Raw genomic sequence first — 14,693 nt, forward strand, 5'->3', positions numbered from 1 at the left:
GTGACGGGCAATCACCCCTTCGCGGTGATCAGGGCCTCCTGCAGGAGGGGAACCAGCTTGGTGTTCCGGCCCCAGACGGGGTCGAAGATCTGCAGTTCCCAGCATTCGGCCAAGGATTTCGCGAGGGTCTCGTTGGTCCAGTCCGTGTAGGTTTCGTGGGCGTAGGAGGGGCCGCCGGAGCTGCCCAGCCAGGTGAACTCCCGGGCGCCGTCCAGGGTCACACAGATCTGTCCGGTGCCCGATTCACCCGGAGGGAACACCAGCAGCACCAGGTCCGTTTCCACCAGCACCGCGGAAATTATGGCTGCCGACTGCTCCGTGCAGCGTCCGGTCACAAAGGCGCGCTGTCCGTGGCCGCCGGACATCTCCGCCCCGGGCTGTGAGTCGTCCGTGAGGAAGCCAAGACGGTTGATCGCGGCCAGGGCCTCGCTCATGGGGCCGTTCTCTCCGGCGTTCTGCGGCGCGGCGTAGCCGGGCACGTAGCTGAGGGTGCCCTCAAGCCAGCGCGCAGTCAGTTCGCAAGCGCCTTCGAGCGTGGTGCAGTTGCGCCATGCGTCCTCATCGGGGACACCTTCAAACATGCGCTGTCTCCTTACGTTTCCCCCAGTGGTCACTAGCAGAATGTATCACTGCTCACACTCGTTGCACCCTGTCACTTCCGTAACACAACGGTGGGCAGGGGCCTCCCGTCAGGGCTGCCCTTTGTAGCGGTACATGAACGCAGCCATCTGGTCCCGGAGGATGGATGCTGCCGGCCGGAAGGTCTTGGATCCGTCCTGTTCAGTCCAGCCGTTGCTGATGCCCTGCTTCGCCAGCCAGGAGATCTGCTTGTAGAAGTTGTGCGTAACGGGGATGTCAGCAAACGGAGAGGTCGTTTCCGGCACATAGTCGGGGGATCCCGGGTGGAGGTAGAGGTCGTGGCGGTAGATGAAGGCTGCCATCTGGTCACGGTTGACGGTGGACGCCGGGCGGAACGTCCAGGAGCCATCGGCCTCCTCCCAGCCCTCGCTGATCTTCTGCGTCCACAGCCAGGCGATTTCCTTGTAGAAGTGGTGCGTGGTGGGCACGTCCGCGAAGGGCGACTGGGCTGGCGGTACAAACTCCGTCGGGCTGCCTGCCAACCGGTAGAGGAAGGCGGCCATCTGGTCCCGGTTCACTTGCTCTGCCGGGCGGAAGACGCGGGTGCCGTCGGACAATGTCCAACCTTCCGTGATGCCGTTGAGCCCCAGCCAGTCGATCTCGGCGTGGAACGCCGACGCGGAGGTGATGTCGTTGAACACCACAGGGCTGAAGGCGAAGGTCCAGCTGGAGGCATAGCCGGCCACCAGGGCGTAACCGGCGGTGGCGCGGGAGGTCACGGACACAGTGCCGCTTCCGGGGTAGGTGCCGGCGGGAACCACCTTCCCGCCCATCAGGTACTCCACCCCGGTGGCCGAGGGCACCGTGTAGGTGTCGTTGGGGGCGCCGATTATGTCCGTGAACTGCACCGGTGCCGGGACCGCACCTGTGGCCACTGTGGTTGTGGAAGCGCTGGTGCGCTGCGCGGACAGGTAGGCGTCTTTGGTGCCCGTGACACGGACAGCGAGGGTCTTTCCCTTGTCGTCTGCGGTCACCGTGTAGGTGCCGGCCGTGGCGCCGGGGATGGGCGTGCCGGTGCGGAGCCACTGGTAGGTCAGCGAAACCGGGGCGGGCTGCCATGTGCCCGGGTTCACGGTCAGGGTGCCGCCCACAATGGCCTGCCCGGTGGTGACGGGGTCGTAGGGCGCAGTCACTGTGGCGGGGGCCACCGGGGCCGTAGGTGCGGACGTCAATGAAAGGCTCGCCCCGAAGAACCGGCCTCCTGTCACCGTGACGGTCAGGGCCGCGCCAACGTCCGCGGGTTGCAGTTGGTAAGCCACTGCCTGCGCCCCCGGGATGGGGGTGCCGTTCCGCTTCCACTGATAGGAGTAGGTGATGTCGCTGGGCGTCCAGTTCTGGACGACGGCGGAGAGGTAGTTCCCGACGACGGCCTGGCCGCTGATGGTGGGAGAGGTCCCGGTGATGTTCCGGTCCGGCTGGAAGTTCAGTGCCGCCGTGGCGTCCAGTGCTCCGCTGCCGCAGCCCTTGGTGGTGCAGGCCCAGGCGTAATTCTTGGCGGTGGATTTCATCCGGGTTTCCACGTTGGCCGGGGTGGCCAGGTCCCCCAGGCGGGACATGAGCAGCGCGGCGAGCCCTGATGCGTGCGGGGCCGCCATGGAGGTTCCTTCGGAGGCGGCGTAGGCTTCGGAGGCCACGGGCGTGGTGGTGCCGAAGTTGAATGCCACCGCGATTCCGTCCTGCGATGTCTGGGTCATGTCCCCGCCCGGTGCCGCGACATCAACGGTGGATCCGTAGTTGGAGTAGGGCGCAAGGTAGCCCGTGCGGGCGACGGCGGCCACGGAGATCACGTTCTGGCAGTTGGCGGGGCTTGACGAGGAAGCCGGCATGTTCTCGTTGCCTGCTGCGGCCACCACTGCTGCGCCCGTACCGTACGCGAAGTCCACCGCATTCTGGAACGTGGCCGAGCAGGGCTGGGTGGCGCCCAGGCTGAGGTTGATGACGCGGGCCGGGGTGGGGTTGGAGGGCAGCCCGGCGACGCTTCCGCCGGCGGCCCAGATGATGCCGTCCGTGATGTCGGAGAGGTAGCCGCCGCAGGGGCCCAGGGCACGGACCGGCAGGATCTTCGCCTCGGGAGCGACACCGGCCAGGCCCACGCCGTTATTGGTCGTGGCGGCGATGATGCCGGCCACCTGGGTGCCGTGCCACGAGGAGGGGCTGGCCGGGATGCCGTCCCCGCACATGCCGGCTGCAGTCCAGTCGCCTTCATCACGGGGATTGGCGTCCCGGCCGTTGGAGTCGCGGGAATAGGCGGGATCGGACATCATGTCGTACCCGGGGAGCACGTTGGCGTTCAGGTCCGCATGGCTGGTGATGCCGGTGTCCACCACGGCCACCACCACGCCGGCGCCCTTGGTGGCCGTCCAGGCACCCGGCAACCTCATCCCGCCGGAGGAGTCCCCCAGCGCCCACTGCTGAGGGTAGAGGGGATCGTTCGGCGCGGCAGCCGGGTACATCCTGCTGTCCGGTTCGGCGTACTCGACGGCGGGGTCCGCCTTCAGCGCGGCCAGCGCCCTGCCGGTTTCTGCGGCGTCGAGCGTGCGGTCGGCGCGCAGAACGCGGGCTCCCGCCGCCGTCCCGCGGACATCGGAAACAGGAACGCCGACGTCCCGGGCCACCGTGCTGACGGACTCTTTGCGCAGGCCGGACCCGGGGGCGGCTGATTCCTTGAACTTCACAATGAACTGGTCCGTGGCGGCAACACTGCTGGCAGCCGCACGTGCCGGAGCCGGCGCAACGCGAAGCACGGGCGCATCGACGGCAACTGCCGGGAGTGGAAGCGACGAGCCGCACAGCAGTGCCAGTACACCTGGTATCAGGAGACGGGAAGACAGACGGGTGCGCAGAGCGTGCAACATCGCGAAATCCTAGGGGCCAGGCGTCGACCCCCCAGGAGCCGGACCGCGGGAAATAGAGACCGCGAAATCCGCGTCAAGCACGAGTGTAACAACGTTTGATTTGTTTTCACGGACTTATTTTCAGGGCTGCCATAATGGCTTAGAAATGGCCCGGCGGCGGCAGATCTGGTCTGCCGCCGCCGGGTTTTCATGCCCTTCGCATCACGGCAGGTTGGCGTAGCGGTACATGAACGCAGCCATCTGGTCCCTCAAGATCGAAGAGCCGGCACGGAAGGTCTTGGACCCGTCGGATTCGGTCCAGCCATTGGTGATGCCTTGCTTGGCCAACCAGGAAATCTGTTTGTAGAAGTTGTGGTTGGTGGAGATATCCGCAAACGGGGAGGTGGCTTCCGGCACATAGTCGGGCGAGCCTGGGTGCCGGTAGATGAAGTGCCGGTAGATAAAGGCAGCCATCTGGTCGCGGTTGACCGTCGCCGCCGGCCGGAAGGTCCAACTGCCGTCAGCTTCCTTCCAGCCCTCGCTGATCTTGGCCGTCCACAGCCAGGAGATCTCCTTGTAGAAATTGTGGGTCGTGGGCACATCCGCAAAGGGCGACAAGGCCGGCGGGACAAAGTCCGGGCTGCCCGCCAGCCGGTACAGGAAGGCCGCCATCTGGTCCCGGTTCACCGGCTGGGCAGAGCGGAAGGTCCGTGAACCGTCGGATTCGGTCCATCCCTGAGTTACGCCCGCTGTTGCCAGCCAAGAAATTTCCGTGGCGAACGCCGACCCCCCGTTGATGTCGCGGAACGACGGTGCCGGTTCAACGGCTATGGGCGCCGAGTCCGCGGTCACCGTTCCGTACCCGGCTTTGACGCCGGTCACCCGCACGGTGAGGGCCGCCCCGACGTCGGCGATCGCCAGCTTGTAGGCAGCCGAGGTTGCACCGGGAATCTCGGCCCCGGAGCGGTACCACTGGTAGCTCAGCGAGTCCGGTGCCGGCGTCCAACTGCCGGGTACGGCGGTCAGCGTGGAACCGACGGTGCGGCTGCCGGATATCGTAGGTGCGGGCGCCGAGAGCCCCCCTTGGAACGTAAACGTCCACTCGGCTGCAGTTCCCGCGGCAAGGACGTAATCCGTCGTGGCCCGCGCCGTCACAGTGACTGTGCCCAAACCTGGCAACGTCCCTGCAACAACAACCTTCCCGCCGAGCAGATACTCCACCCCCGCTGTCGCGGGAACGGTGAACGTGTCCTCTGCGGTCCCGTCCTTGTCGGTGAAAACGACGGTGGCAGGGGTCACTGTGAGCGGGCTTGTTCTGAACGTGGCAGTCCATTCGGCAGGGGCTCCCGGAGCCATTATGTAGCCGGGCTTTGGCCCGGCCGTCACCGTAACCGTGCCTGTGCCGGGGTACGTCCCTGCCGCTCTGACCGAACCGTTGACCCTATACTGGACGCCCTCAACGTCCGGGATGGTATAAGCGGCCGCGGCGAATATGGGCGGTGCAGCTGTTACGGTCACCGGATATGCAGCAAAATTCGCGGTCGCGTAATACGTTCCGGGGTATTCGCCCTGGAGGTTGCCCTGGTAGGCGTAGCCGATTCCTATTTCTTTGAAATCGGCATTAAGCATGGCGAGCCGGTGGCCCTCGGAATTGACCCAACTGAAGAATATCGATTCCGGGTCGTCATTAGCGGCGATGTTCTCTCCGCACGTGGTCCACCCCGGAGGAATTTGTTTCCAGAAATCGGGGTTGTGCTTGAAACCTCCGGCGTCGGCAGTGGTGGTTGACCAATTCTGTGCGACGGCAGCGATGTCCGGGTTCACCGTGAGCGGTTTGCGGCCGTTCTCTGCCCGGTAATCATTTATAAAGGTGAGAAGTGCAGTCTTCTCGGCCTGGTACTGGTCCGCCGCCAGAGCAAGATTGGCTGTTTCACCCGGCACCACCGAGGCGGCGTACCCGGGGATCAACATTCCGGACAACAGAATCGAAGTGGTCAGAAAGACTCCGCCAACCCTTAACAATATGGACTTATTCATTCGCTACCCCCAGTAGAATCCGATGGAACCTGAATGAATGTAACTCATCGGTCTTCAGCTGGTGAAAAGGGCGCCTTGCGAATGGATTTACGGTGTGTACTTGATGCTTTCAGTATTGCGCGCTAACCGGCTTCCTAGTGGTGAGCCTGCGTCTCCTGCAGGCGCTTAATGAACCAGCGGGACTGCTCAGGCCCATATGGCAGCACCGGGATCGCCTTGGTGGCGTCACTGGGGGTGTCGCGGATGGACTGGATGGCCTGGCGGACGGCGGTGGACATGGTATTGGCCATGGTCTTCACGAACTGGTCGCTGCAGGGTTCGCCGTGGCCCGGGATGAGGAATTCGTATCGATGACGCAGGGCGGAGATATGCCGCAGGGCGTCAGCCCATTCCTCCGGGAAGGCGTCCTCAAAGGACGGGTGCGAGCCCTGCTCCACGAGGTCTCCGGCGTACAGCGTGGTGGAGGTGCCGACCAGGAGGTCGCCGTCAGTGTGGCCGCGGCCCAAGTAGAAGAGCGTGACGGTCTGGCCGCCGAGGTCCACCAGGACGGGCTGGTCCTTCACGATGGCGTTGGGTACCACCAGTTCGGCGTCGGCCCCTTCACCGGCTGCCATTTCGGGTTCCAGGGCGGCGACCATGCGGCGCTGCCGGTCCCCGTTCTCCTCAATCTCACGTGCACAGTTCTCGTGAGCATAGAACTCGGTGACGCCCTCGTCCGCGAAGATGGCGTTGCCGAAGAAGTGGTCATAGTGAGCGTGGGTGTTCGCCACCACCAGCGGCAGCTGGGTCTTGTCGCGCACGGCGGCCAGGATTTCACGGCCCTGCCGTGGGCCGCCGCCGGTGTCGATCACCATGGCGCGTTCGGCGCCGATTATGAGTCCGGTATTGAGCTTCGAGCCTTCGGTGGTCAGCACGTGGTTGCCCTGGCCGACCTCCATCCATCGCGACATTCTGTTCTCCGTATCATGCGTTCCGGCGATCGTAGGCCTCGATTCTACCCACGCCTTGCTGGTGGAAGCCTGAGGAAAGGGGCGCGGCGGGAGCAATAAGGGCCGGCAACCGCCTGACGCTTCCCTGCTGTCAGGGGGACGCCGGACGCCGGCACTCGTCATTTTCCGCGCCGGTCACCGCTGCTACTGCGCGTCGCCGCCGCTCGGGAACTCCCTGATCTTCTGCGCCATCGCTTTGGACCGCGTCCAGTGCAGGTAGTGCGCGCCGTCGAGCACAACCAGCTCATGCCGTTTCACGTTGGCGGGTTGGCATTCATGCGCACCCCACCACTCGGCCTGATCGCTCATGGTGTCCTGTGACAGAAAGTCCAGATCCGGAAGGCTGTCGGGGTAGCGGAGGTCCTTCAGCTTCGCGGCGTTTTCGCCCATCCGGAGAGTTTCGTCCGGGGCTGCCTGGCTGCTGAAGTTCCAGCCGGTCATCTGCTGCATCTGTCGACGTTCCGCTTCAGTGAAGCTGTCTCCTCCGGGCTCCCGGTAGCACAGTGCCGAGGCCCACCGGATCAGGCCAAGCGTCGAAGGAATGTGCGCCCAGGAGTAGTCTGCCGCGGGCGTTCCTGCGGCGCAGGTGCTATCGCACATGGCAGCATCGCCCGCCGGGACGGTGGGATCGATGCCGATGACCGCGGACACTTCCGAGGGGTATTTGTTCGCGTAGTACGGGGTGGAGAAGCCTGCAAGTGAGTGGCCCATCAGGATGCACGCCATTGTGATTCCCAGTTGTGAGACCACGTCATGAAGCTCTTCGGAGATGTTCTCCGGACCGGGGCGGGCGGCCATGTCGCTTTAGCCGTAGCCGACACCCTCAACCCGATTGTCGGTTTCGACACCGGCGAGCAGCTGCTCGAGCGTCCGCTTGTCGTGTTCCTCACTCCCATGAAGTTCATCGGCCGGTCCCTGCTGCGGTGAGCGGAAGCGGCGGCTGAACCGGACGCCTCCGAGGCGAGGAAGGAAGCGGTGGCCATCTCTTCACCGGCGCGTGGAGCGTCTTAGTGGGGAGCGCCTCCTGCAGAGCGAAGCGGTGTCGGCATGAGCTGAGATAGGTGGGCACGGGGCTGACGCTTTACTGGAGTTCGTTGACCCGTTCGAGCGAGCGGCTGGAGACTGGCTGCGGCGCTGACTCCTGTTACATGCATCGCGTTGTCACCGGGGGTCGTGGCCACGGTCATTGCAATGTTGCTGTGACCCTGCCGCACACCTTTTGTTCCACTGCGGTAGTCCACGGGAAACCTATGCCTGCTTATGATTCGGCTATGACTACAAAACAGCACAAGACTCACTGCTACCCGTGCGGCGTCACGACGAACCACGTCACGTCCTATGGATCTTCCGGCGGCCAGGGCACCTCCGTGATTAGCGTACGCTGCGCGGAGCACTCCGCGCACGCAATTGACCGCCAAGGCAGTTAACTGCGTGCGTGCCTAACCGGAAACGCCGACGTCGAGGAGCGAGCCTCCCAAAAGAACGTCTGTGAAGTAACGTGGGGCCCGGAGAATACCAAATCGCTGCCAGGTTGGCCGTCTTAGCTGGGCGTCGCAAGCACATGCCTTACTACTCGGGCGGGCTCTGTTTGTTGCCAACGGAGAAGCTGCGGTTTCAGATGACGGACTACACGCAACTGTTGAAGAGCCTTACGCCGAGCAGTACCGAGAGCCTGATCTTAGGGGACCGGCCTTCTCCGCCCGAATCTCCGCCAGCCTCCTACCCGCGGCGGTTGCTGAACCGGGAAAGGATCGCCCGATTCGCCAATTGCTCCACGCCGTGGTGAAGGACAACTGCGCACGAGACTGACACGAAGAAGGCGATGAGTCCGGCGGCGGAACGGGTTCCGACTAGCTGGACGCTGTGAATTATCACGATCTGGTGGACTAGATAGAAGGCGAACGAAACCTCCCCTGCATACGTAAGTGGTCGGACTTGCATGATCTTCAATGGCCGCGTGCAGTCGGAATGGGCGAAGTGAACAATCACCGCAAGAAAGAATAAAGCTCCCCACACATCTGCTGCTGGCTTGCCAGGTATCACAGAAAAGCCAACCGCTGCAATTGCCAGCAGGACAAAGCCCATCCAAAGTTTGGGCTTCCACCCCGCCCTCATGGCCAGCGCGGCACAAACACCCAGAACAAACTCCGGTAGGCGGACTAAGGGATTAGTATACCGGACAGCTTCAACGGTTGAGTTGACTTCAATCATTGTGGTGGCCAGAACAGCACCTGAAATGATGAAAAACAGTCCGAAGCCCACCACGGCAAGGGTTTTGTTAGACCGACCGCGGAGCGAAATAACAATGAAAGGGAACAGCAAGTAGAAAAAGACCTCACAAGAAAGCGACCAAGCAACTCCGTTCAGAGAATATGTATAGGCGAAGTCCGGCGCCCAAGCCTGCACGAGCAATAAATGCATAAGAGTCGGCAATACGCCGCGCTCACCCTGCCCGGTTGGGATACAGAGCGCGACTAGCATCATAGCGAGATGTGATGGGTAAACACGAGCGAACCTGCGCAAATAAAACTGAGACGTCGCTTGGCCCGGCCTATCGGTCCAAGCTAGAAGGAACCCCGACAGAACAAAAAAGAACGCGACGCCCGCGTAGCCGAGTTTAGCGGGGGCGAAGCTGATGACACCGGCACTGTTCAAATGGAAGGCGAACACAAACAATGCTGCGAAGCCTCGAAGCGAGGTCAGCGAGGGCAGCCTGGACGGGAGCCCCGTTGGACTAACCTGGCTATTGGCAGGGTCGAAGGGCGCATATGTAGTCAATTTATTCCCCGGTAAGAGCGAACCGCGCGGCGGTCGCCAAGTCGATCTTGCCTGAACGCAGTTCTGGGAAGCACAAGACAATACACACGCACCCTGCCCGTTGTTGAGTTGTTCGCACTTCTCGGTCGCTTACTGACGGCAAGCTGCATAACGTTAAGCCCTGGCGAGTCAGGAGAACATAGGGTTCGCCTGAAGCTTCGGCATATCAGGCGCGAACGGAAACTTTGGACCTAACTCTAGCTGGCAAGTCTTTCAGGTTCATGGCTGGGCGTTCGATGAGGATCCAGCTCGCAACTGCCAGCGGGACAGTCGCAAGAATACCCAGAACCATAAACGCAGGCAGCCCCAAGTGGTGCGCCCCTGCCAGGGCAAGCATTTGCTGAACAGGGAAGCCGTAAAGGTACATGCCATAGGACACATCGTTGCGTGCGCCAACTCGTCGAAACACGGACGGCAGGGCGATTCCCAGCCATAGGCACAGATACGCCACCGGAAGTGCGGCAAGACTCTTGCCGTAATCGAACGACATGACAATTAGCAGGAAGACTGCAGCGCCAGACGCGCAGATGCCGGTGATAGGTATACGGTGCGAAAAGCGGTAAAGAGTCGCGCCTGCAAGGAAGAAGGGGACTAGTAACGCCATATCTCTCACGATAAGTGGCCCGCCGGAAAACTGGACATAGACGCTGAGAGCAGACACGGCCGCGAACGCGAGCGGAAGGATCACCCGCATCCGGCGAACCTGGGGGATGAGCAACGCGAGTCCGACGGCGACGTAGCAACACAACTCGTACCGAAGTGTCCAGAGGGATCCATTCCAAGTCGCAGGGAAGGGGGCACCAGCCAGCGTCCCGTGGAGTAGATCGGCACTGAACACCATTGTCACGTTCGATAGAAAATAGTCCACACCAATCCCCAGAGACCATCCTCCTCGGGTTACCCCTGCGATGGCGGCAAACCCCAGCCCGACAGCGGCCAAGCAACCCCAGTATCCCGGAAAAATGCGAAGAAAGCGCCGCCAGAGATAAGGCAGCAATGCACTGCTAAACCCGCTTCTCGTGATCAGATATCCGCTGATCCCGAAGAATCCGCCGACAGCTAGGGTACCTAGCTGTATCCCGCCGAAGCGGAGCGGCTCACCGAAACCGCCTATGGGGCTTGCGTGAGACACGATTACAAGGGCCGCCAGAACCAGTCGCAAGAAGTTGAGAGAGTTGTGGCGCGTGTCCAAGCGCTCGCTAATTGTGCCCAAGATTTCCCCCCAAATATTCCTCCGCATGTGTCGTCCAAGTGTAACGGCAAGGTGACGGGTCAATTGGATCCATGCTTTGCCAATTCGCTGACAGCAACAGACGATTCAAGGCGAAGCGTCACAAAATTCGGGATTCGACGCTCGAAGACGGCTCGGGGCCAGGCAACCTTGCTGGGCACTAGCGACCGATGACCGTGCCGCAAATCACAAATCAGCTAACACAATTCCAGTATTCTCGATTGCATCAGCCACATATCGCAGGAACCCGCCGGCCGTGGCGCCATCGCAAACTCGATGGTCGAAGGTAAGCGTGAGTTCGGTGACCTTACGGACGGCCAGTTCGCCGTTGACCACCCAGGGTCTGTCCATGATCCGCCCCACGCCCAGGATCCCAACCTCAGGGTGGTTGATGATCGCTGCTGATCCGTCCACTCCAAAAACCCCATAGTTGTTCAATGTGAAGGTACCGCTGCCCAGCTCGGACGGTGTCGCCTTACCCTCCCGCACGATGGCGGTCAGGCGGCGGATCTCAGCGTCCAGTTCCCGAGCGCTCATCCTGTCTGCGTTTCGGATGGATGGCACCATCAGTCCACGGTCAGTCTGAGCTGCAAAGCCCAGGTTGACGCCATCGAATGCAATGATCTCCTGACTCTCCCCGCCGACAGCGTCCTCAGTAGTGACCATCCGGGTGTTCAGTTCCGGATACTTCTTGAGTCCCGCGGTGACAAACCGCGCGATGAAAGCCAGCAGGCCAGGGGTGTTGTGTGGGTCCGTCTTCTTCAGGGCGGCACGCATCTCCACGAGTGCTGTCGCGTCTACGTCGACCCACACCGTCGCTTCGGGGATCTCCGAGCGGCTGCGGGTCATGTTCGAGGCCACAGCCTTGCGAACGCCGCGGACCGGGGTTCGGCTGCTGATGCCGAGGCCTGTGCGCGGGTCGATCTCACTGAGGTGGGTTTCGACGGGCTCAACCACCGATCGCCGATCAACCACCGGGCGGCTGGTTTCGACAGGCTCAACCGCCGCGGAGGGGGCTATCGCCGCCTCGACGTCTTTGCGCATGATCAGCCCGCTGGTACCGGACCCCTGGAGACCGCCTAAGTCGACACCGTGGTCGCGGGCCATCCTGCGGACCAGCGGCGAGATCACAGCACCCAGCCTGCCGGGCACACGGGTGCGCAGGAGGAGGAGATCGTCGGCGGACTTTTCCGCATCTTTACTGGTTTCGACAGGCTCAACCAGCGAACGGACAGGCTCAACCGCCGGTGTCCGAGTTGCTACTGCACCGGTCTCGACAGGCTCGACCACCGGATGCTTCCGCGCACGGGTTCGGCGGGCTTGGCCGTGACCGCCGGGGGTTCCGTATCCGATGAGGACGTTGCCGGAGCCGGCTTTTTCCTCTTCACGATAGGTTTCGGCAGCAGCGGATTCGACAGGCTCAACCACGGGGGTTTTGGGCTTGGTCTCGACAGGCTCGACCGCCGCTTTTGCGCCAATGGGCGTCACGGAGATCAGCGGCTTCCCTACGTCGAGCGTCTGGCCCGGTTCCCCGTGAAGCACGGCAACTGTGCCGGCGTAGGGCGACGGGACCTCCACCATGGATTTCGCAGTCTCAACCTCGGCAATGGGCTGATCGACGCGGATATCGTCGCCCACGGCAACGAGCCAGTTCACGAGTTCGGCTTCGGTGAGGCCTTCGCCCAGGTCCGGCAACAGGAATACTTTCGTTTCGCTCATCTGATCAGTCTTCCCACTGGAGGTCGTCAACGGCGTCGAGGATGCGGTTCACGCCGGGCAGATAGTAATGCTCAAGTTTCGGCGCCGGGTATGGAATGTCGAACCCGGTGACCCGGCGGATCGGTGCGGCCAGGTAGTGGAAGCAGCGCTCCTGGACCCTGGCCACAATTTCGGAAGACACGGAAGCAAAACCATGGGCCTCGGCGATGACCACCGCGCGGCCGGTCTTGCGGACCGACGCACAGACCGTCTCGTCGTCGAACGGCACGATGGAGCGAACGTCGATGACTTCCAGCGAGCGGCCTTCCTCAGCCGCCGCGGCAGCTGCGGCCAGCGCTGTGGGCACGGACGGACCATACGCGATCAGCGTGGCATCGGTGCCGGGACGGGCGACGGCCGCGCGGCCTTCCGAGGAGGTGCCCCGTTCGGTGTTGGCGGCGTGCTCGGAGCGGAGTCCCTCAAGGTCCACGAGGTCCTTGGACCAGTACAGCTTTTTGGGCTCCATGAACATCACGGGGTCGTCGGAGTCGATGGCTTCGCGGAGCATGCGGTACCCGTCGGCCACGGTGGCCGGGGTGAAGACCTTCAGGCCGGCGGTGTGGGCGTAGTAGGACTCTGAGGAGTCGCAGTGGTGCTCCACTCCCCCGATGCCGCCGGCATACGGGACACGGATGACGATGGGCAGCTTGACCGCCCCCTTGGTCCGGTTGTGCATCTTGGCCACGTGGCTGACGATCTGCTCGAAGGCAGGATATGCAAAGGCATCGAACTGCATCTCGATCACCGGACGCATGCCGTTCATAGCCATCCCCACGGCCATGCCGACAATGCCGGATTCGGCCAGGGGTGTGTCGAAGCAGCGGGACTCGCCGAAGGTCTTGGTGAGGCCGTCCGTGATCCGGAAGACGCCGCCCAGCATTCCGACATCCTCGCCGAACACCAACACCGAGGAGTCGGCGTGCATGGCGTCGGCCATGGCGGTGTTCAGTGCCTTGGCGAGGGTGATGGTCTGCGGCCCGGTTGATTCAGCAGTGGCTGCCGCCTTGGCAGCGGCACGAGCGGTTGCCGCGCTGACGTTGCCGTTGACCTCGGAGGACGTGGTGACTGTGGGGCTCATTTTGCGGCCTCGTCCCGGGAGATTTCGTCGGCGAGCATGGCGGACTGCTCCTTTAGCTGTGGGGTGGGTGTGGAGAAGACGTACCGGAAGAGGTCCTGCGGGTCGACGGGGACATCCTCCCCCAGGCCTTCGCGGAGCTGCGTGGCAACTTCCTCCGCCTTGTCCGCGATCTTGGCGGCGCCGTCGTCGTCCAGCAGTCCGCGGTCGGTCAGATAGGTCTGCATCCGCTTCAGCGGGTCCCTGGCCACCCACTGGGCCACTTCGCTGTCCTGGCGGTAGCGTGTGGCGTCATCGGCGTTAGTGTGGGCCTGCATCCGGTAGGTGTGGGCCTCTACGAGGAGCGGTCCGGAGCCTTCGCGGGCCAGCTTGACAGCGCGGCCCAGCACGGCGAGGAGGGCGACGACGTCGTTGCCGTCCACGCGTTCGCCGGCCATGCCGTAGCCCACTGCTTTATGGGCCAGCGACGGCGCCACGGACTGGTGGGCCAGCGGCACCGAGATGGCGTACTGGTTGTTCTGCACGAAGAAGATGACGGGCAAGTGGAAGACGGCCGCGAAATTCAGGGCCTCATGGAAGTCGCCTTCGCTGGTGGCACCGTCGCCGCACATGGCCAGGACAACGGTGTCCTCGCCGCGAAGTTTGGCGGCGTGGGCAACGCCGACGGCGTGGAGCAGCTGGGTGGTGAGCGGCGTGCACTGGATGCCCACCTTGTGCTTGAGGGGGTCGTAGCCGCTGTGCCAGTCGCCGCGGAAGAGTGTCATGGTCTGCACGGGGTCCACGCCGCGGGCCATCACGGCCACTGAGTCGCGGTAGGTGGGGAAGATCCAGTCGCCCTCGGCGAGGCAGAGGGCGGCCGCCACCTGGCAGGCTTCCTGTCCGTGGCTGGATGGGTAGACGGCCATGCGCCCCTGGCGGACCAGGGCGGAATTCTGGTCATTGACGCGGCGGCCGACGACAAGCTGCTCGTAGGCAGCCAGCAGTTCGGCGTCGCCGGGCAGCGCGTATTCATGGCCGGGCTGGGCGCCCTGCTCGGTGTGGGGGTTCAGGGTGCCGTCCTGGTCCACCATCTGGATCTGGTGGCGGGCCGGCAGCATGTAGTCCTCCACCGTGATGCCGAACTTGCGCACAGCCTCAGCTGCGGCGCCTTCGCTCAGGTGGGTCCCGGCCGTCTGTTCCGGCGAGTCCTGACCGAGGGCGGTATGGTCCGCGGAGATCGTCATTGGTCCGTCCTTCTGTAGCCACTATTCGCTTCCAGTATCGCCCTGAAGGAACTTTCGTATCCAGTCCCGGCCGAAATCGTGGAGAAGTAC

11 protein-coding genes are annotated in these 14,693 nt (G+C 63.1%); 1 reads left to right on the forward strand and 10 read right to left on the reverse strand.

The features are described 5' to 3' along the window. Positions 1-11 precede the first annotated feature (11 nt). The 5 genes from JOE41_RS05915 to JOE41_RS05935 form a co-directional block, all read right to left on the reverse strand. Entirely contained in the window at positions 12-581 is a 570-nt protein-coding gene (locus JOE41_RS05915; RefSeq protein WP_209751419.1) for a hypothetical protein, read from the reverse strand. Between the two features lie 108 nt (positions 582-689). After that, positions 690-3,494, reverse strand: a complete 2,805-nt coding sequence (locus tag JOE41_RS05920; protein WP_209751421.1) for a S8 family serine peptidase — start codon at positions 3,492-3,494, stop codon at positions 690-692. Between the two features lie 201 nt (positions 3,495-3,695). Beyond that, complete coding sequence (locus JOE41_RS05925) at positions 3,696-5,444, reverse strand: CAP domain-containing protein (protein ID WP_245200643.1); 1,749 nt, start codon at positions 5,442-5,444, stop codon at positions 3,696-3,698. 200 nt (positions 5,445-5,644) lie between these two features. Then, on the reverse strand, positions 5,645-6,460 hold the full coding sequence (locus JOE41_RS05930; protein ID WP_209751423.1) for an MBL fold metallo-hydrolase: 816 nt from the start codon (positions 6,458-6,460) through the stop codon (positions 5,645-5,647). A 183-nt stretch (positions 6,461-6,643) separates the two neighbouring features. Further along, entirely contained in the window at positions 6,644-7,249 is a 606-nt protein-coding gene (locus tag JOE41_RS05935; RefSeq protein ID WP_209751425.1) for an alpha/beta hydrolase, read from the reverse strand. 3 nt (positions 7,250-7,252) lie between these two features. Here JOE41_RS05935 and JOE41_RS05940 point away from each other — a divergent pair, with 3 nt between their 5' ends. Beyond that, positions 7,253-7,426 (forward strand): hypothetical protein, encoded by a 174-nt coding sequence (locus JOE41_RS05940; RefSeq protein ID WP_209751427.1) that lies wholly within the window; start codon positions 7,253-7,255, stop codon positions 7,424-7,426. Between the two features lie 792 nt (positions 7,427-8,218). Here the strand turns inward: JOE41_RS05940 and JOE41_RS05945 are convergent. The 5 genes from JOE41_RS05945 to pdhA all read right to left on the reverse strand — a co-directional run bounded on the left by JOE41_RS05945 (position 8,219) and on the right by pdhA (position 14,603). Continuing rightward, positions 8,219-9,358: an acyltransferase gene (locus JOE41_RS05945; RefSeq protein ID WP_307800667.1), complete on the reverse strand. Its 1,140-nt coding sequence runs from the start codon at positions 9,356-9,358 to the stop codon at positions 8,219-8,221. Positions 9,359-9,482: 124 nt separating this feature from the next. Next, on the reverse strand, positions 9,483-10,508 hold the full coding sequence (locus JOE41_RS05950; RefSeq protein ID WP_209751431.1) for an acyltransferase: 1,026 nt from the start codon (positions 10,506-10,508) through the stop codon (positions 9,483-9,485). 225 nt (positions 10,509-10,733) lie between these two features. Then, positions 10,734-12,266, reverse strand: a complete 1,533-nt coding sequence (locus tag JOE41_RS05955; RefSeq protein ID WP_209751433.1) for a dihydrolipoamide acetyltransferase family protein — start codon at positions 12,264-12,266, stop codon at positions 10,734-10,736. Positions 12,267-12,270: 4 nt separating this feature from the next. Continuing rightward, positions 12,271-13,383 (reverse strand): alpha-ketoacid dehydrogenase subunit beta, encoded by a 1,113-nt coding sequence (locus tag JOE41_RS05960; protein WP_209751435.1) that lies wholly within the window; start codon positions 13,381-13,383, stop codon positions 12,271-12,273. Beyond that, positions 13,380-14,603 carry a pyruvate dehydrogenase (acetyl-transferring) E1 component subunit alpha gene (gene pdhA / locus JOE41_RS05965; RefSeq protein WP_209751437.1) on the reverse strand — a complete coding sequence of 408 codons (1,224 nt, stop codon included), beginning with the start codon at positions 14,601-14,603 and terminating at the stop codon, positions 13,380-13,382. Before pdhA ends, JOE41_RS05960 begins: the two co-directional genes overlap by 4 nt. Positions 14,604-14,693 lie beyond the last annotated feature (90 nt).

It is taken from the genome of Arthrobacter sp. PvP103, from assembly GCF_017833075.1.
Lineage (GTDB): Bacteria > Actinomycetota > Actinomycetes > Actinomycetales > Micrococcaceae > Arthrobacter.